The 14,366-nt window shown below is 58.8% G+C and carries 29 protein-coding genes; 13 read left to right on the top strand and 16 right to left on the bottom strand.

All coding sequences use genetic code 11. The features are described from left to right. Positions 1-159 precede the first annotated feature (159 nt). The 16 genes from ACQY1P_RS12810 to ACQY1P_RS12735 form a co-directional block, all read right to left on the bottom strand. Positions 160-1,509, bottom strand: coding sequence for a DNA cytosine methyltransferase (locus ACQY1P_RS12810; protein WP_430256524.1), 1,350 nt, complete (start codon positions 1,507-1,509; stop codon positions 160-162). After that, on the bottom strand, positions 1,506-2,963 hold the full coding sequence (locus tag ACQY1P_RS12805; protein ID WP_430256523.1) for a DnaB-like helicase C-terminal domain-containing protein: 1,458 nt from the start codon (positions 2,961-2,963) through the stop codon (positions 1,506-1,508). The genes ACQY1P_RS12810 and ACQY1P_RS12805 overlap by 4 nt, the downstream gene beginning before the upstream one ends. Further along, on the bottom strand, positions 2,960-4,117 hold the full coding sequence (locus tag ACQY1P_RS12800; RefSeq protein WP_430256522.1) for a DNA-methyltransferase: 1,158 nt from the start codon (positions 4,115-4,117) through the stop codon (positions 2,960-2,962). The genes ACQY1P_RS12805 and ACQY1P_RS12800 overlap by 4 nt, the downstream gene beginning before the upstream one ends. After that, complete coding sequence (locus tag ACQY1P_RS12795; RefSeq protein ID WP_430256521.1) at positions 4,114-4,755, bottom strand: hypothetical protein; 642 nt, start codon at positions 4,753-4,755, stop codon at positions 4,114-4,116. The genes ACQY1P_RS12800 and ACQY1P_RS12795 overlap by 4 nt, the downstream gene beginning before the upstream one ends. Next, a complete protein-coding gene (locus ACQY1P_RS12790) occupies positions 4,752-5,114 on the bottom strand; it encodes a hypothetical protein (protein WP_430256520.1) in 363 nt (120 codons plus the stop codon). The genes ACQY1P_RS12795 and ACQY1P_RS12790 overlap by 4 nt, the downstream gene beginning before the upstream one ends. Positions 5,115-5,200: 86 nt before the next feature. Next, positions 5,201-5,389 (bottom strand): hypothetical protein, encoded by a 189-nt coding sequence (locus ACQY1P_RS12785; RefSeq protein WP_430256519.1) that lies wholly within the window; start codon positions 5,387-5,389, stop codon positions 5,201-5,203. A 5-nt stretch (positions 5,390-5,394) separates the two neighbouring features. Then, positions 5,395-5,946, bottom strand: a complete 552-nt coding sequence (locus ACQY1P_RS12780; protein ID WP_430256518.1) for a hypothetical protein — start codon at positions 5,944-5,946, stop codon at positions 5,395-5,397. Continuing rightward, a complete protein-coding gene (locus ACQY1P_RS12775) occupies positions 5,946-6,293 on the bottom strand; it encodes a hypothetical protein (RefSeq protein WP_430256517.1) in 348 nt (115 codons plus the stop codon). The genes ACQY1P_RS12780 and ACQY1P_RS12775 overlap by 1 nt, the downstream gene beginning before the upstream one ends. 216 nt (positions 6,294-6,509) lie before the next feature. Further along, positions 6,510-6,677, bottom strand: a complete 168-nt coding sequence (locus tag ACQY1P_RS12770) for a hypothetical protein (RefSeq protein ID WP_430256516.1) — start codon at positions 6,675-6,677, stop codon at positions 6,510-6,512. Then, entirely contained in the window at positions 6,674-7,006 is a 333-nt protein-coding gene (locus tag ACQY1P_RS12765) for a hypothetical protein (protein ID WP_430256515.1), read from the bottom strand. Before ACQY1P_RS12765 ends, ACQY1P_RS12770 begins: the two co-directional genes overlap by 4 nt. Continuing rightward, on the bottom strand, positions 7,003-7,275 hold the full coding sequence (locus ACQY1P_RS12760; protein WP_430256514.1) for a LexA family protein: 273 nt from the start codon (positions 7,273-7,275) through the stop codon (positions 7,003-7,005). The genes ACQY1P_RS12765 and ACQY1P_RS12760 overlap by 4 nt, the downstream gene beginning before the upstream one ends. Before the next feature lies 1 nt (position 7,276). Then, on the bottom strand, positions 7,277-7,603 hold the full coding sequence (locus tag ACQY1P_RS12755) for a hypothetical protein (RefSeq protein WP_430256513.1): 327 nt from the start codon (positions 7,601-7,603) through the stop codon (positions 7,277-7,279). Then, a complete protein-coding gene (locus ACQY1P_RS12750) occupies positions 7,600-7,827 on the bottom strand; it encodes a hypothetical protein (RefSeq protein ID WP_430256512.1) in 228 nt (75 codons plus the stop codon). The genes ACQY1P_RS12755 and ACQY1P_RS12750 overlap by 4 nt, the downstream gene beginning before the upstream one ends. Next, positions 7,824-8,006 (bottom strand): hypothetical protein, encoded by a 183-nt coding sequence (locus ACQY1P_RS12745; protein WP_430256511.1) that lies wholly within the window; start codon positions 8,004-8,006, stop codon positions 7,824-7,826. Before ACQY1P_RS12745 ends, ACQY1P_RS12750 begins: the two co-directional genes overlap by 4 nt. Beyond that, positions 8,003-8,254 (bottom strand): acyl carrier protein, encoded by a 252-nt coding sequence (gene acpP / locus ACQY1P_RS12740; RefSeq protein ID WP_430256510.1) that lies wholly within the window; start codon positions 8,252-8,254, stop codon positions 8,003-8,005. The genes ACQY1P_RS12745 and acpP overlap by 4 nt, the downstream gene beginning before the upstream one ends. Next, positions 8,251-8,502, bottom strand: coding sequence for a carph-isopro domain-containing protein (locus ACQY1P_RS12735; RefSeq protein WP_430256509.1), 252 nt, complete (start codon positions 8,500-8,502; stop codon positions 8,251-8,253). The genes acpP and ACQY1P_RS12735 overlap by 4 nt, the downstream gene beginning before the upstream one ends. Positions 8,503-8,573: 71 nt before the next feature. Here ACQY1P_RS12735 and ACQY1P_RS12730 point away from each other — a divergent pair, with 71 nt between their 5' ends. From ACQY1P_RS12730 to ACQY1P_RS12670, 13 genes are all read left to right on the top strand, one after another. Beyond that, the gene (locus ACQY1P_RS12730; RefSeq protein WP_430256508.1) at positions 8,574-9,245 is read left to right on the top strand and encodes a S24 family peptidase; all 672 of its coding nucleotides are present in this window, start codon (positions 8,574-8,576) and stop codon (positions 9,243-9,245) included. Then, positions 9,242-9,481 (top strand): hypothetical protein, encoded by a 240-nt coding sequence (locus tag ACQY1P_RS12725; RefSeq protein ID WP_430256507.1) that lies wholly within the window; start codon positions 9,242-9,244, stop codon positions 9,479-9,481. The genes ACQY1P_RS12730 and ACQY1P_RS12725 overlap by 4 nt, the downstream gene beginning before the upstream one ends. A 628-nt stretch (positions 9,482-10,109) precedes the next feature. Continuing rightward, a complete protein-coding gene (locus ACQY1P_RS12720) occupies positions 10,110-10,538 on the top strand; it encodes a TerB family tellurite resistance protein (protein WP_430256506.1) in 429 nt (142 codons plus the stop codon). Beyond that, the gene (locus ACQY1P_RS12715) at positions 10,531-10,689 is read left to right on the top strand and encodes a hypothetical protein (protein WP_430256505.1); all 159 of its coding nucleotides are present in this window, start codon (positions 10,531-10,533) and stop codon (positions 10,687-10,689) included. Before ACQY1P_RS12720 ends, ACQY1P_RS12715 begins: the two co-directional genes overlap by 8 nt. A 91-nt stretch (positions 10,690-10,780) precedes the next feature. Continuing rightward, positions 10,781-11,416 (top strand): hypothetical protein, encoded by a 636-nt coding sequence (locus ACQY1P_RS12710; RefSeq protein ID WP_430256504.1) that lies wholly within the window; start codon positions 10,781-10,783, stop codon positions 11,414-11,416. A gap of 63 nt (positions 11,417-11,479) precedes the next feature. After that, positions 11,480-11,761: a hypothetical protein gene (locus ACQY1P_RS12705; protein ID WP_430256503.1), complete on the top strand. Its 282-nt coding sequence runs from the start codon at positions 11,480-11,482 to the stop codon at positions 11,759-11,761. Continuing rightward, positions 11,758-12,234 carry a hypothetical protein gene (locus ACQY1P_RS12700; protein ID WP_430256502.1) on the top strand — a complete coding sequence of 159 codons (477 nt, stop codon included), beginning with the start codon at positions 11,758-11,760 and terminating at the stop codon, positions 12,232-12,234. Before ACQY1P_RS12705 ends, ACQY1P_RS12700 begins: the two co-directional genes overlap by 4 nt. Further along, on the top strand, positions 12,231-12,677 hold the full coding sequence (locus ACQY1P_RS12695; protein WP_430256501.1) for a hypothetical protein: 447 nt from the start codon (positions 12,231-12,233) through the stop codon (positions 12,675-12,677). Before ACQY1P_RS12700 ends, ACQY1P_RS12695 begins: the two co-directional genes overlap by 4 nt. Beyond that, on the top strand, positions 12,674-13,048 hold the full coding sequence (locus ACQY1P_RS12690; RefSeq protein WP_430256500.1) for a hypothetical protein: 375 nt from the start codon (positions 12,674-12,676) through the stop codon (positions 13,046-13,048). The genes ACQY1P_RS12695 and ACQY1P_RS12690 overlap by 4 nt, the downstream gene beginning before the upstream one ends. Continuing rightward, positions 13,041-13,358 (top strand): hypothetical protein, encoded by a 318-nt coding sequence (locus ACQY1P_RS12685; protein ID WP_430256499.1) that lies wholly within the window; start codon positions 13,041-13,043, stop codon positions 13,356-13,358. Before ACQY1P_RS12690 ends, ACQY1P_RS12685 begins: the two co-directional genes overlap by 8 nt. Further along, the gene (locus ACQY1P_RS12680; protein WP_430256498.1) at positions 13,351-13,599 is read left to right on the top strand and encodes a hypothetical protein; all 249 of its coding nucleotides are present in this window, start codon (positions 13,351-13,353) and stop codon (positions 13,597-13,599) included. The genes ACQY1P_RS12685 and ACQY1P_RS12680 overlap by 8 nt, the downstream gene beginning before the upstream one ends. Next, positions 13,587-13,769, top strand: coding sequence for a hypothetical protein (locus ACQY1P_RS12675; RefSeq protein WP_430256497.1), 183 nt, complete (start codon positions 13,587-13,589; stop codon positions 13,767-13,769). The genes ACQY1P_RS12680 and ACQY1P_RS12675 overlap by 13 nt, the downstream gene beginning before the upstream one ends. Beyond that, positions 13,766-14,365 carry a hypothetical protein gene (locus ACQY1P_RS12670; RefSeq protein WP_430256496.1) on the top strand — a complete coding sequence of 200 codons (600 nt, stop codon included), beginning with the start codon at positions 13,766-13,768 and terminating at the stop codon, positions 14,363-14,365. The genes ACQY1P_RS12675 and ACQY1P_RS12670 overlap by 4 nt, the downstream gene beginning before the upstream one ends. Position 14,366 lies beyond the last annotated feature (1 nt).

The following is a 14,366-nucleotide window of genomic DNA, read 5'->3' as shown; positions in this document are numbered from 1 at the left end:
TCTGCGCTGTACGGCGCTGATTGGCAGTCTCCACTTGCCCGTCGCATCCGTGTGGACGCTCGGACTGTCCGCCGTTGGAAAGCGGGCGACCGAGAGATCCCCGAATGGCTTGGCTGGGCGATTGGTGTTCTTGAGCGCCATGAGGATGAGAGGTAATCATCACACCCTCCCTGCTTCGATGAGCTTTTCCATGATGTCGATCCGCTGGCCGATCCAACGCATCGCGTTGACCGCCATAGAGTTTCCAAGCGCTTTGTAGCGAGGACCGTCTGGAGCGGTGTCCTTCTTACCCCAAGGAACGTCTGTGAAGCTGTCTGGGAACCCCTGAAGGCGCTCGCACTCGGTAGGGGTCAGGCGACGTACTGCCCATTCTTGAGCTACATAACTCTTGCTCGACCCGCCAGAAGCAGCACGGATATTGGCCGTGTCATGAGGCCCTTCGAACTGTGCCCCACCTTCGCGGCCGCGCATGTCGAACGCTACGGCTTGCGACTGTGGAGACGACGAGCCCAGAGCTCCGGCTCTATCCCAAGTAACTTCAGGGTCTTCGCGTGAATTGAAGCAGATAGGCAACAATGCGCCTTGTTCATGCGGCATTCGCGCCGCGCTGGCAGCCATTCCCGCAGTAAGGGGGAACGCAACCAGACTCTCGAGAGTATCAACATCCGTGCCAGGCGGGCGGTCGCCGCCAGTTTTGTTTCCGCCTGCCCGCATGGTCGGCGCGACATCCGACGTGATCAGTCCACCATCAAGGTCAAAGTCGGTTCCAAGTCCGCCACCGCCTGAAGGGCGGCTCGCAATTGTGGGGGCAACTCTTTTCCCCTGTTCCCGGCTCGGCGCAGAATCCCCGCGCATGCCCTGGGGCTCAAGTAATACTGCTGCGGCACGTCGCCAGTCTCCAAGATATCCGACAACGAAGACACGCCTTCGTCTTTGAGGGACAGCCCGTCCAAAGCCGTCCACTCGGACATATTGAGCGTCAAGAACTCGGTAGGCGAACCCATACCCGCATTCCCGAACGAATGTGAGAAAGGTCGCAAAATCGCTTTCTTCAATCCATTCGTCTCCGGCTTCGCGTCCTTCAATTCCTGACTGAAGACCGCCCTCACCGTCCTCCTCATCCGTGACAGAGGAAACGACACCGGGGACGTTTTCCCAGACGATCCAGCGGGCGCGCAAGCGCCTAGCCAAGCTGAGATACTCAAGGGCGAGGTTGCCGCGCGGATCATCCAGTCCGAGACGCTTTCCTGCGACCGAGAATGACTGGCAGGGTGTTCCCCCCACAAGAAGGTCGATTGGTCCTGCGTCTGCGCCAATTTGCGTGAAGTCGCCATAGTTGGGAATCCCGTTCTTGGCCAGCGGTTCGCCTGGCATGTTGCTTCCGTAGTGGTGAGCGAGGACCGCAGAGGGGAAAGCCTCGATCTCGGAGAAGAATTTGGGCGTCCATCCGAGTGGATGCCAAGCCATTGTGGCGGCTTCAATGCCGCTGCAAACTGAGCCGTAAATCATATGCCTAGATCCTGCTGGTTGCGCTTTGGCTTGGGAGAGATGTACCGGGTGAACTCCGCCTCGAAGTGGACGAACTCCTCGATGCTGGGATCGCCAAACCTGACCTTGATGGATGCAAGCTCGGCAACACCTTCGATCTCCGACCCGAACACGCTGTTGATCGTCTTCCAGTCCTGCGGGGTGGCGGCGACCTTCTCGCGCTCCTTGCGGTACTTCTCTGGGCGATAGAGGGTGATCACCGCGTCATAGTCGGCACGAGCGCCCTCGCCTCCGTATAGGTCGGCTGCGATCGGCCGCGGGTTGTCACGCTTGGAGCCCAGCCCGTTGCGCTGGTTGAGGATCAGGACGGCCGACTGTGTCTCGTATGCAAGCGCCTTAAGCTCGACCGTCACCTCGCCGGAGATGCGGTCTGGTGAGAGCTTCGGATCACGAGGCTTCACCTTGCCGATATGGTCTATGACGATGAATGGTGTCTTGCCGTTGGCCTGCTTCTTGATGAAGCGGCGGGCGTAGGCGACGAGCTTGTCGACGCCCTCGCGCTGGCAGCGGATGATGTCGAGCGGCCGGGTGTTCATGGCGGTAGCGAACAACACGCAGGTATCGCGCTCCGATTGGCTCATCAGCCTTGTCGGTTCCCGCTGCTTCTTCATCGAGATCCCGTGAACCTGGGCGATCATCTGGGACACGCATTGGTCGGCAGACTGGTCATAGGAGAGGAACAGAACCGGATGACCGAGATCGACCGCATGGTTGATCAGCTGCATCGTGAGGCTGGACTTGCCTTCGCCGGACGATGAGAGCAGCCCGTAGAGGTTACCGGCTTCGAATGCCGGCTCAGAGAGCACCCGCTGGATTTCAGGAAGAGCGATCGGAACACCGACCACACCATCCCGACGAGCCGACGCTTCGAACTTGGCGAGGTATGAGGATCCCGGCGCCGTGCCAGACTTGAGGCTCGACAAACGCTGCCTGCGCTCCTTCAGGCGAAGCTCTAGCTGTTCGATCTCATCGTCCAGCGTGAGGAGCGTATGGCCTTCCTTGGCTATCTCTGAGGCGATATCGGCCTCTCTGGCGAGCAGACGGCCCAGCGAGACGCTCTTGATGATGTGGATGGCCGATTCCAGCCGGCCCATCGTGCTTGGGTCAAAGCCGAGCGACATCAGCTGGACGTTGTACTGCGCCGTCAGGATATCTTCGCCCTCGGATGCACGGACGACCTTCGGGAGATGGGGCTTGATTGAGACGGCTGTCACCGGCTGCCCGCTGCGGAACATTTCCTGCGCATGCTGGAACAGCATCTGGTGGTAGCCTTGCCCGAAGTCTTCGGGGTCGAGCCCGCAATCCGCGATGATGGCGTTGTTGGCGAACATGCATGCGAGGAACACTTCGGAGGCTTCGAGAGCGTCCTTGTCGGTGATCCGGTCGAACTGGCTGCGATCTACTGGGCCGCTCATGCTGCCACCTCATCTTTCTCGATCGAGACCGACGCACCTGTGATGCGGCGCTCGGCTATATCTGCGTATTCAGGGTTGAGCTCGACCATGACGCTGCGAAGGCCAAGCTGCTCGGCAACGAGTGAGACTGTGCCGGCACCACCGAACGGGTCGAAGACAACGCCGGGTTCGGTACCGAAGACCTCGCAGATTGGACCACAGCCGGAAGGCGCGCCGCAGCAGGCGCATATGAGCTTCGGCGTGCCAGCCTTCATGCACCGTTCGGCAACCGCAGGCGGAAACGTAGCGAAGTGGGCATCGCGGAAAGCTTTAGGGGCGATAGACCACACGTTCCGTGCATTCCGGGTTTCCACCAGGTCACCAGTCGCCGCGGCAAAAGACGGCTTCGCTTTGCGGAACGGGTCCGATTCCTCCGCTACCTTGCTGGGGACGTCGCGCCCATTCTTGTGAAACGAGCCGTGCGCCCCAGCTCCCGTATCCCAACCCGCCGGTGTCTTTTTCCGCGAGACAGGAACTCGATCGACGTTTTGTCTGCTGTTCGGGCCAGGCTTCCGCGCGTGGGCGGTGCCAGTGGTGGGCTCGCGGATCGCCTCGTGGTCGTAGAAGTAGTCTTCGCCCTTTGTGAGCAGCCAAATCTTCTCGTGCGAGGTTGTGGGCCGGTCATAGACCGATTCCGGCATGGGATTGGGCTTGTGCCAAATGATCTCAGAGCGAACGTACCAGCCGTCTTCCTGCAGAGCGATGGCTAGCCGGTTGGGGATCATGCATAGATCCTTCGGCTTCAGAAAACCGCCCACGGTAGAGAATGGCTTGTCGCGAAATGTACGATCGTCGGCACCATCAGCCTTATAGGCTGCTGCGCTCTTGCCGTTAGGCGCCGCCGCGTAGCAATCACCATAGTTGAGCCACAGCGTGCCTTTCGGCTTCAGCACGCGCCAGACTTCACGGAAGACGGCAACCATTACCTCGAGGTGCTGACCCAGCGTCGGCTCAAGACCGATCTGTCCGGCAACGCCGTAGTCACGAAGTCCCCAGTAAGGCGGAGACGTCACAACGCAATCGACCGAGTTCGCTGGCATAGTGCGCATGGCTTCGATGCAGTCACCGACATGCATGGTGCAACGACCATCCAAAATGGTGCGAGTGGTGATCATGCCGCCACCTCTGCACGCTCGTTGCGCGCCTGGATGAGATTGAGCCAAGGCTCGTGATACCTGCCCGCATGCACCTTCATGTCCCGGGCGCCGTAGGAGATCGCCAAAGCGCAGCTCTCAGCCGCGTTATGCGCGAGGGTCTTCTTCTTCGGCAGTTGGATACCAAGGCGCTCGCACTCGTCGACGGCCGCTGACTTCCAGTCCTTCTTGCCCTTGCTGTCGATCGGTGGCTTGAAGCTGGCTCCGAAGAACGACTTGCGCCACGAGGACGGCATCAGCGTGCCGTAGGGAATGCCGTGGTTGGAAAGCGTGGCGACGATGGCGGATGATGCCACCCAAGGAGAGATCGAGCCTGCGAAGCTCTGTCCGCGTCCCTGCATGGATACCTGCGCTTCGATCTGCTGCTCGAGAACCGCGAAGTCTGGCTTGATGCCGAGCTCGGTCTTGATGCGGCGAACCAGCGCGGTGACCTTGAGGCCAATCTGGTCGGCGGTGTAGTACATGTCCGCCTTCTCTGGCATCTCGAGGATGCCGCATTGAACGTGGGAATAGTTGCCGTCTGCCTTGCGACGGTCGGGGCTGTAGAGAGACCAGCCTGTGTATTTCGAGGGGTCGAAGCCGAGGATGTAGACCATCACGCGTGGCCCTCGCTGTTCCGGCCCTTGATGGCTTCCGCGATCGGCATGCCAGCCTTCACCCACCGGCGAAGCGTCGTCGGAGCGATGCCATGCTCGATCGCCAACTCGTCGAGCTTCACCGGCTTGCCGTTGAGGGAATACTTGTACTGGCGGGCAGCCTTGATGACCGGGAGCGGCTTGGCTCTGCGCTCCTGGTAGCTGGCAACATCCACACCTTGCAGGACGTCGCGGATCATCTCTCCAGCGACAACCTTGTCCATAATGGCCTTGGCGACTGCCGTGGCTGTCACGCCATAGAACTTGGCCTCGCTTTGCAGGATTGCCTCGGCTTTCGACTGAATTTTCAGATTTATGCTCATGGGTCACCGGGGGAAAGAAGACGCCGCATTCGCGCGGCCAAGGTGGGCGGCTCTATCTGGGAGGAGGAGAGCCGCCGGGGAGGAACTCAGCGCGACGCCGCGATATAGGTGAGCACCCAGTCGTTCATGAACGTCAGCGAAATCCAAGTGATCGCGACGTATGCAGCGTATCGAATGAGCGTCTGGACGAGGATGGCGCCGCCGATGGTGTTGATGTTGGTTTCCACGCTCTTGCGCTCCTCTATGTTTCTCGTGGTGCTGTTGGCGTTCATCATCGGGCTCAGTCCTCGCCGGCGGGGAATGGATCTTCGCTGCTCGCATCTTCCTCTTTCGAGGCTGCCGCAGCGATGCGGGCGAGGATGTCTGGGATCTCGGCGTCGTATTCCGCCCGTCCCGCGTCGAACGATTCCAGCCAGAGCTTGTCGTCAGAACTGCCGGAGTCGTATCCGGAGACACGGTCTAGGTTGAGTAGGCCGGACTTGTAGCCCTTGGCACGGATCAGCTGCTCACCGTCAACGCGATCGGCTTGCTTCAGCAAATCGCCGCTGCTGGTCTCAGCTATGAGGCCTAACCACTCGAGATTTTCGCGGTCGGATTTGAGGCGATCGACAGGCTTCTGGTCATCTTCGCCAAAATGAGCTTTGAGGTAATGATCGAACTTCTGCCCCGAGAAGGATGGCTCGTATGATTTAGCCATCTTGCGGTTTGCTGTCCGGCGGGCGGCAAGCGCTCGCTTAGCGTTTTCAATTTCAAGTTCTTCGCGGAAGTGACTGGCAAAAAGCTTTTGCCGATCCGCATCCGAAAGTTTGCTGTTACTGCCTGTTGTCGTCATCACCGGATCCTTTCCCTTGCCAGCCGAACCTTTTCAGCCAGCGCTTGAGCTTCGTTTTCCAGATCTCGAAGATCATGGTTGTCCTCGTAGCGTTCCCGGTCCCGTCTAATCTCCTCCTGCAGGGCCCGGACCTCAGCCTCGCAGTATTCGACGTATGCCCGCCGGATCGACGTGAATGCGTCGACCGTGATGGACTTTGCCCTGCCCGCCCGCAGGTGCATCATTTGCCAGAATGAAAGGTCGTGTCGGCGCGCCAGGCGACGGATTGCATTCTCGACGTCGCCGTTACCGGCCGTCTCGCGCTCAACCATCTTCCTTACGTATTCAGCCGCTATTGCCGTACTCATGGCTTCCTGTTCCTGTTTGCCGTGCTTTTCGAAAATGTCTTCGTGAACGTGATGCTTTGACACTGTGAATGCGCTCCTTGCCGCCTTGGGTTAGCTTCCTGGTGTCAGCGGAAGCGCTGTGGCTTGGAGCGGTAGAAAGGAGCCCGGCCTAAACCGAACCCAGATGTTGAAGAGAGCGGCGCGAACCAACTTGCCGGAAGGCGCGCCAGCCTCTGCTTAGGATGCCTGTGAAAGCTCGCGCTCAAGGTTGGCGGCGATGAAGGCTTCAAGCTCATCCTCCCGCTCCTGCTCGCTGATCTGGCTGGAGACGCGCATTGCAGCGCCGACACAGACCAAGAGGAAGAAGATGGAAACTGCTCCGATGACTGCCAGAGAGATGGTCATGCGTGCTCCTCGACCCGCGAAGGGGTCAGCATTGCTTTGAAGATGGAGATGTCGGACTTGCGCTCGACCAAAGGCCGGAAACCAGCAGCTTCGAAGACGACGTCGCCGGTGACAAAATCACCATGCAAAAGAGCGCTGATACGTTGATCCGCGATCTCCTCGACCTTGATGCAAGGCGTATTCTTCACGAGCCCTTCGATAACCGCACGGACAGTGTAGACGCGGCCTATCTCGGGCATGTTTGGCTCTTGAAGCACCACAAAACCATCGGGGTAGGTCTTCTCAATCCAAACACAGACGACCTTCTGCCCAACACGAAAGCTACTCATGCGAACTCTCCCACGATTGAGACTGATCTGTTCTTGTCCTTCAGCCGGCGAATGACGCCGCGCTCCTCAAGACCGCTGACAAGCCGAGCGACACCACTCTTGGAGGAGATGCCAATGCCACCGGCCATTTCGACGAAGCTGGGCGAGAAGCCGTGCTTGGCCTTGAAATCACGAATGAATGCGATGAGATCGCGCTGGCGCTCGGTGATACCGGATGCCTGGCGCTGTTCTGCTTGGACGGCTTGGCCGCAGGTGGGGCAGCAGGTCATGTCAGCCACCTGCCCTTGCGATAGCGTCCATGGCGTACGCGATCTCTGGAAGCTGGCAATCGCGATGCCGAAGCTCGTTGTCCGCGCCCCGATAGGCATGCCAGTGGACCAGCTTCTTGCAAGCTTCGAGAAGCTCGGGCGCTCCCTTACTGTTGCGGGTCCGCTCTGCGAGGATGGCCTGAGCAATCTCGTTGATACTGTCGCGCCGAAAAGCTTTGGTGCTTCCACTGCTTTCACGGCAATGGCAGAGCATGTTGTCGAGAGCTTCTTCGGCTGCTGCCCAAACGTCTTTTGGGATCTCACTCGCGGGAATCACTGGCTTGCTCATGTTGCACCTGCCGGAGCGACCGAATGAACGCGATAAGCGACGATGTAGTCGTCATCTTCAGTCGAGACCCAAGAGGACGCCTCAGGCTGCTCGTCGTGCCAGTAGGAGGCATCGTCGAATGTGTTGTGGCGCTCGTCTGTCCAGCCGCCCTTGAAGCGAACCTGAACGACCGTGTCGCCGGTAACCGGCATTCCTTTGCCGTCGTGCTCGGTCCACTCGCTCATGCTGAAACTGCCTTTTCGTGCCTGCTCAGGATCAGCCGAAGAGTACCGGCCGCATGAAGCGTATCGTTGGATGTCAGACCGCCATTGCCGCCTTTGCCGTTCATGCCGTTGACGTCGAACTCGACGCTGGTGATCAGCTTCTTGGCAGCCTTCAGGACGTCGTCAGGGATGCTAGTCATGCCGTTGCCCTCTGCGTGAGAGTGGCCGCATCGATCAGGGAGGCAGCGTCTTGAACGGTCTGCACCTTCTCGAGAGCTTCGTCGTCAAGCTCCAAGTCCAGCTCGGACTCTACGGCCATCAGCAATTCGATGTGGTCGAGGCTGTCCGCGCCGAGGTCGTTGATGAAATTGGCGCTGGGGACGACGAGATCAGCGTCTACATTGAGGACATCGACGATGATGGCGCGGAGGCGTTCAAGCGTGGTCATGCTGCCACCTTGCGCTTGGCCTTGCGAGCAAGCTCCGACATAAGTTCGAACGTCAGGTCATCGCGGCCCTTGGCTCGCGCCGCCGGGATCAAGTCCGACCAGTATTCTGGCGGGATGCTCTTCCGGCGCTTCATCTCGGAAATCGTAGAGGGGCCGACGTTCAGCGCTTCGGCCAGCTCTGTGTTCTTGAAGATGCCGAAGACGTCGGTCATCTCGTTGATCGGGGCGATGTTGGGTTCGGTGCTCATGTCCCTATGTGACACGCATCGTGTTGCTTTGTCAACATGCATCATGTTGCAACACCGAATATGTTGCTCGCATGGCAGATAAGTTTGAAAAAGCAACGCGGCTTCGATCCGCACGATCATCGAAATACAGCTCGGCTTCAGCCGCTGCGGACGCTCTTGGCATGAAGGCGAGCACGTATCGCGCTCATGAGAATGGGCAGAACGATTTGAAGCTTGACGAGGCCAAGGTCTACGGCAAGAAGTTTGGCGTCGATCCTCTGTGGCTTATGGCAGAGGACGGCATTGTCTCGGCTGCGAATCAAAATGATTCGCCCAATGCGGTCGTTGGCGCTAAATTAGTCGGACGCGGCCGAACGATCAAAGTCTATGGCCGCGCTGTTGGCGGCGTAGATGGCGAGTTCGAGATGAATGGAAGCGTGCTTTACGAGATCATGGCCCCGCCGATCCTGTCGGACGTCAACGGTGCTTACGGGGTTCAGGTCTCAGGCGACTCCATGTCTCCTCGCTACGAGGACGGGGAAGTCTGCTTTGTGGATCCTGACCGGCGGGTGAAGAAAGGCGACTACGTGATCGCGCAAATCCGCCTCGACGAGCACGGCCCTCTTCTCGCCTACGTGAAGAAGTTCATTCGGCACAACGCCGAGGAACTGGTGCTTTCGCAGTTCAACCCTGAAAAGGAACTGCGCTTCGCCGCGCCATGCGTCGTCTCGGTGCACTACATCGCCTTGGCCGGCAACGCATGAGCGATGCCAGCGCCATACTTTCCGCTGGAGCTGTAGCGCTTTCTTGCTCTGCAACGATTGCAGCACTCGTGGGGCAGTTGCGCCGGATAGGCGTGCTATCAGACGAGATGCAGCGCGAGATCTACGAAGACGCTCTTCTGATGCTTGAAGAAAGCCAAGGCGACGACGAGAGCGGTGTTTTTGAAGCTGCACGAGAACTGATCGAGATGCACCTTCGGCCTGACCTCAAGGCATAGGTATCAATTAAGACGGGGGGTGAGGTAACATCCTCACTTCCATTCCGTCCTATTCCAAACCAGAGCTTTCAGACCACTCGCGCTTTATCGACCAGGCTGAGACCCGGATGCTCCCGGGGGTGTCTTAGGGGCCTGCGCTCCCGGTTTGATCCCAGCATTCGCGCTAGGCCCTCACCACTTTCGTCGTTTATCGCTGATCTTGCGAACCAGCTAGGGCCGTCTCAATGCCCGCGCGTCCTGTCTCATGCTGTCCATATTCCGGTTAGCCCGATCGCTCGCGGCGTTCCGTCACGTATGCCCCGATTTTCAAAGGATCGGGAACCTGATGGGAGGTTTTTGCTTTTAGCAAACAACTGTTCATGGTAGAAACAACTGTTATTTGGCGACGGGAAAACTTCCCAGGGTCAAACCGTCACCAACAGCCCGCCCGAGTTAGCGCTCGTGGCGGGCTTTTTGTTTTCTACGCTCTGATTCGATGTTGCGCAACACAGCGCGTGTTATTTTTTCGTCTGCTCAACACGATACATGTTGACACGATCCGTGTTGTCTGCGATGTTCATCCTCGTAGACAGCGACCACGAAGACGGCACGGCCCGATCTGGTCCCAACCCTAAGAGGATGAACAAGCATGTTCGCAGCTCTCAAAAATAAGCTCAGCGGCGGAGTGAATAAGTACTCCGGTCGCAAGGATTTCTTGGAGGCCGTGTGTGCGGCTTCCGCACTGGTCGCCGCCGCAGATGGTGACGTTTCCGACGCTGAAGTCGATCAGACGGTCAAGGCCGTGTCGTCCAACGCTTCACTCTCCGCCGCTTTCAAGACTTCCGAAATCGAGCGCACCGCCGATGCCATGCTGAAGCGGGCTCAGGGCGGTCGTGTCGGTCGCTCCGGCCTATACAAGGAGCTGGAAGACATTTCGAGCGATCACGAGATGTCGGAAACGGTTCTCTATTCCGCACTCGACGTTGCCGACAACGGCGGCATCAGCGCCGAAGAAAAGCAGGTGCTTGCGAAGATCGCTCAGACCTTGGGCCTCAATCTGGCGAACTACGATGTCTGATCTCGCTCGGTCGGGGAAGTCGATCGTCTTCGCCACCGTCGCGGTCGTTCTGATCTTCCTGCAGTTCACGCTTCTCTCCGCCGCCCTCGATCTCGTGACGAGCTTCGTCCTTTTCGGCGTCGGGTACATCGCAGGCCGCTTCACGCGGTGAACTTGAGACACGGGAGAGGAGCCGGGCCAAGAACCTACCTCTCCCAATTCAACCAGCCGGCCAGATGGGTCGGCGATAGTGGAGAGACGCAGTGACAAACGTGATCATGGATACGGGCAACGTCAACGAGCTGCTCGGCGCGGAACACGACGACGAAGGCGTTTCCAGCAGCATGGAAGCTCGCAAGGAGCCGGAAGGCAACGGGATCGAGTTTCACGTCGCCATGACAAGCTGGACACTTCGCGACATGGAAGAGCTTATCGTTCAGGCCGCTGCACAGCAGCTTGTCGGCAAGTTCGGTAACGACCGTCTCGCCAAGGAGATTGAGGCGAAGACAGTCTCTCTCGTCACCGCCAAGGCAGATGCCGCGCTTGAAGCCGTCACGACCGAGATCATCAACCAGCCGCTTATCCCCAAGTACACCTACGGCAAGGCTGACGCCGATCCGGTCACCATGCGGGAATTCCTCGGACTGACCGGTCGCCAGTATCTAACTCAGATGGTCGGCAATGACGGCAAGGTGAGCGACCGCTCTTCGTACAACGAGAAGAGCCGCATGCAGTACCTCGTCGAGAAGTGCATGGAAACGACCTTCAAGCGCGAGATCGAGAAGGCGACGAACGAACTTATCACTGAGGTTCGTCGCGGCGTCGAGGCACAGCACAAGGCTTTCCTTGAGGCTGAGAAGACCCGCTTCCGCGAAGCACTCACCAAGATCACCGCCTGATCCCCTTCGGCATCCGTCTTCACCGGCGGATATCGAATGTGATCCCAACGGAGGGAAGACAGCATGACAGACACATCAAAGCATACGCCGGGGCCTTGGGGGCTCACTGAAGACGGCGATTGGCTCCAACTCGCTGGCGGGCAGGAGCCGATTGTAGACGGTCGCTACATGAGCATTTGCGTAAATTGCATCTCAGACGCCGACAAGCGACTGATCGCAGCCGCTCCAGAGCTTCTCTACGTCGCAGAACTCGTGGTTTCGTGGCTCGACGAGGATGAGGGCGCCCATGCCCTCTGCGATAAAGCCCGCGCAGCCATCGCCAAGGCGACAGGCGGCGCAGCATGACCAACCTCATCACCACCGACGACATCGTCCTGTTCTTCAACACCACCCGCGCTGGCGATGTCTACGTCAACGACAGCACCAGTCTTGGCAAGACCTATACCGTGGACATGCTGCTCGACGAACCGGGCGACAGCTGCCCGCGCATCGTGATCCTCAACACCAAGACGCTTATTTCGTCGGACGCGACGGAGATCTTCGCCCAGGCATGGCTCAAGCGCGCTGATGCGGCTGACGAGCTTGAGATCGGCGAGAATTACTCCATCGAGGATCTCGAACGCAGCTTCCCGATCTTCGTTCGAAACAGCCGTGATTGGGCGGTTCGGAAGGATGACATCGAGGCTATGGCACCGGTTTTTCCAGATCCGGACAGAGCGTTCGTCGAGCGCCGCGAGCTTCGGCTGATCGCATCCGCAGAGCCTGCCATGTTCCGCGCTCGTCAGGGTTTGGATGCAAGCACGGGGAGGACGGTATGAACAAGATCACCGTACGCATCGACAGCAGCCGCCCGGTCTTCATTGAAGCCGACGCAGACAGCTTCGGTCAGGTCTTCGCCAACATGAACGACGAAGAGCAGATCGACACTCTCCGCGCCATGGTCGAGCACATGAAGCCGCACCGCATCCAGTGGGATTATATCTCGATCGCTCTGGAGAAGGAAGAGAACCGCGACGTTCGCGAACAGCTCTCGGTGATCCTGCCAGACATCGCCGCCAAAGATGCTGAGATCGCTCGGCTGCAGAACAACCGCGATATGTTCAAGGGACAAGTAGAGCGCCAGTCTTTGAAGTTGGCTGAAATGCGCGTTGCTTTGGCCCCGGCGGTCGAGAAGCTGGCCTCAATCGTTTTTGACGGAAAGCATCACCCAATCGTAGCCAAGGCTCTAGCCGCCCTATCCACGCGGGAGCCCTCGCTATGATCAAGCCCCTCACCCTATCCCAGCGCCTTCTCGAACGCGCCGACGCATCTGACGAAGACTGCAGAACGGATGATGGAGACATCATGCGGGCGGCGGATGAAGCGCTGAAGGCGAAGGATGCGGCATTAGCGCGCCTTGAAGATGAGCGGGCCGAACAATGGCGGAAGCGCCGTGACGCAGAGGCATCCAGAGACGTCGAGAAGGCTGTAAGCGATAGCCTTCGCAAAGAGCGCGACAAGCTGACGGTAGCAATGGAAGGTATCGTCCATTTCTCCGACGCCCTCAATTTCCGTAACGACCACCTATCCACGGCTCTCGCGCAATGGATCGCAGAAGGCGCGTCCGCTCTCAAGGAGAAAGCCGATGCGTGAACCCAAGATCATCAGCGCAATCGAGCCTCAGCCTCCGAAGGGCATCAAGTACATGCTCGGGGACGAGACATGGCTGCCGAACGAACAACGGTCACCCTCCCGTCTCCATTGTGAGGAGTGGGGGAACCTTGGACCGATGGAACTGGACCCAGAAATCAAGCCGAACAAGGTCGGCTTCCGTGTTCGTACAACCGACTTCTTGGCTCCAGAAGGAGCGATAGGATTCACCTCTGTGGACGGCGTCTACTACTGGACCGATACTGATCAGTTTGGCCGCACAGCGGGAGAGCGGGAGGCGACTGATGCGTGATTGCTGCCCAGCCAACCAGTACGACGGCGGATGCGAAGGTAGAGACTGCCGCTCCAAGGCGCACGACCTCGGCCGGTTCACCAAGCCACAGCCAGCCCCATACGTCACCACCGTTCCAGCCTACGGGATGATTGGCGCCGCCATCATCATCGCGTTCTGGGGCGTCTTCACCTTCATTGCAGCGCCTGCTTACGAGCGGGTCATCAAAGATCAGCAGGAGAACGTCGCATGGGAAAGGTAGCCGAGCACAAGGTCGAAGCAGAGCGGCTGGGAGCCATCACGGATCGCCTGCTGCAGAAGATGAACCCGGAAGGTTTCATCGAATTTCAGCTTCGCCAGGCAGTGTCTGATGCCGTGAGAGATCTCGGCAAGGAGCGGGCGATGAAAATCATATTGGAGGCAGCCGAGTGACTTACTTCCGCACAAACTTCGAAGACTTCTGCGCTCGATCCGGATGCGACACGGCCCACATAAACCGCATCTATGAAGCCCTTGGCGGCGGCGCGTGGCTGGCAGGCGGCGCTATCCGGCGGACGTTGATCGGCCAAGCTCTCGATAGCGACTTCGACTTCTTCTTCAAGTCTGCCGAGGACATGGCGGCATGGGAAGCAGGTCTCCCGAGTGGCTTGAACCTCATCCGCGAGACTGAGCATCACAAGCATTGGCGAGGCACTATCGCTGGATCAGAGCTGCCGGTGGACATCCAGGCCATCCGCTTCAGGTTCTACGAGACCGCAGAGCAGGTGATCGACAGCTTCGACTACACGGTGACCATGTTCGTTCTCGACAACGACGATCTTGTCACTACGCCCTATGCGCTCTGGGATCTCGGACGTCGCAAGCTAGCTGTCCACAAGATCACCTATCCGGTCGCCACCATGCGGCGCCTGCTGAAGTACACCAAGCAAGGTTTCACCGCATGCGCGGGCTGCCTCCAATCCATCCTGAAGGAAACCGCTGCCTCGCCAGAAGCGATGGGTCAGCTCGATATCGAATACGTCGATTGAG

The sequence above is a fragment of the Neorhizobium sp. DAR64872/K0K18 genome (assembly GCF_050500175.1).
GTDB lineage: Bacteria > Pseudomonadota > Alphaproteobacteria > Rhizobiales > Rhizobiaceae > Neorhizobium > Neorhizobium soli.
Note: the sequence above shows the minus strand (reverse complement) of the source record. Positions and strands in the feature narration are given on the sequence as shown.

Bases quoted from the DNA above. Each gene is read 5' to 3' on its own strand.
- ACQY1P_RS12685 (WP_430256499.1), top strand. From the start codon at position 13,041: ATGCGTGAACCCAAGATCATCAGCGCAATCGAGCCTCAGCCTCCGAAG.
- ACQY1P_RS12705 (WP_430256503.1), top strand. From the start codon at position 11,480: ATGACAGACACATCAAAGCATACGCCGGGGCCTTGGGGGCTCACTGAA.
- ACQY1P_RS12680 (WP_430256498.1), top strand. From the start codon at position 13,351: ATGCGTGATTGCTGCCCAGCCAACCAGTACGACGGCGGATGCGAAGGT.
- ACQY1P_RS12790 (WP_430256520.1), bottom strand. From the start codon at position 5,114: ATGAGCATAAATCTGAAAATTCAGTCGAAAGCCGAGGCAATCCTGCAA.
- ACQY1P_RS12810 (WP_430256524.1), bottom strand. From the start codon at position 1,509: ATGATTTACGGCTCAGTTTGCAGCGGCATTGAAGCCGCCACAATGGCT.
- ACQY1P_RS12760 (WP_430256514.1), bottom strand. From the start codon at position 7,275: ATGACCTGCTGCCCCACCTGCGGCCAAGCCGTCCAAGCAGAACAGCGC.
- ACQY1P_RS12780 (WP_430256518.1), bottom strand. From the start codon at position 5,946: ATGACGACAACAGGCAGTAACAGCAAACTTTCGGATGCGGATCGGCAA.
- ACQY1P_RS12720 (WP_430256506.1), top strand. From the start codon at position 10,110: ATGTTCGCAGCTCTCAAAAATAAGCTCAGCGGCGGAGTGAATAAGTAC.
- acpP (WP_430256510.1), bottom strand. From the start codon at position 8,254: ATGACCACGCTTGAACGCCTCCGCGCCATCATCGTCGATGTCCTCAAT.
- ACQY1P_RS12695 (WP_430256501.1), top strand. From the start codon at position 12,231: ATGAACAAGATCACCGTACGCATCGACAGCAGCCGCCCGGTCTTCATT.
- ACQY1P_RS12765 (WP_430256515.1), bottom strand. From the start codon at position 7,006: ATGAGTAGCTTTCGTGTTGGGCAGAAGGTCGTCTGTGTTTGGATTGAG.
- ACQY1P_RS12785 (WP_430256519.1), bottom strand. From the start codon at position 5,389: ATGATGAACGCCAACAGCACCACGAGAAACATAGAGGAGCGCAAGAGC.
- ACQY1P_RS12800 (WP_430256522.1), bottom strand. From the start codon at position 4,117: ATGATCACCACTCGCACCATTTTGGATGGTCGTTGCACCATGCATGTC.
- ACQY1P_RS12750 (WP_430256512.1), bottom strand. From the start codon at position 7,827: ATGAGCGAGTGGACCGAGCACGACGGCAAAGGAATGCCGGTTACCGGC.
- ACQY1P_RS12805 (WP_430256523.1), bottom strand. From the start codon at position 2,963: ATGAGCGGCCCAGTAGATCGCAGCCAGTTCGACCGGATCACCGACAAG.
- ACQY1P_RS12730 (WP_430256508.1), top strand. From the start codon at position 8,574: ATGGCAGATAAGTTTGAAAAAGCAACGCGGCTTCGATCCGCACGATCA.
- ACQY1P_RS12715 (WP_430256505.1), top strand. From the start codon at position 10,531: ATGTCTGATCTCGCTCGGTCGGGGAAGTCGATCGTCTTCGCCACCGTC.
- ACQY1P_RS12700 (WP_430256502.1), top strand. From the start codon at position 11,758: ATGACCAACCTCATCACCACCGACGACATCGTCCTGTTCTTCAACACC.
- ACQY1P_RS12770 (WP_430256516.1), bottom strand. From the start codon at position 6,677: ATGACCATCTCTCTGGCAGTCATCGGAGCAGTTTCCATCTTCTTCCTC.
- ACQY1P_RS12745 (WP_430256511.1), bottom strand. From the start codon at position 8,006: ATGACTAGCATCCCTGACGACGTCCTGAAGGCTGCCAAGAAGCTGATC.
- ACQY1P_RS12725 (WP_430256507.1), top strand. From the start codon at position 9,242: ATGAGCGATGCCAGCGCCATACTTTCCGCTGGAGCTGTAGCGCTTTCT.
- ACQY1P_RS12775 (WP_430256517.1), bottom strand. From the start codon at position 6,293: ATGAGTACGGCAATAGCGGCTGAATACGTAAGGAAGATGGTTGAGCGC.
- ACQY1P_RS12735 (WP_430256509.1), bottom strand. From the start codon at position 8,502: ATGAGCACCGAACCCAACATCGCCCCGATCAACGAGATGACCGACGTC.
- ACQY1P_RS12690 (WP_430256500.1), top strand. From the start codon at position 12,674: ATGATCAAGCCCCTCACCCTATCCCAGCGCCTTCTCGAACGCGCCGAC.
- ACQY1P_RS12755 (WP_430256513.1), bottom strand. From the start codon at position 7,603: ATGAGCAAGCCAGTGATTCCCGCGAGTGAGATCCCAAAAGACGTTTGG.
- ACQY1P_RS12675 (WP_430256497.1), top strand. From the start codon at position 13,587: ATGGGAAAGGTAGCCGAGCACAAGGTCGAAGCAGAGCGGCTGGGAGCC.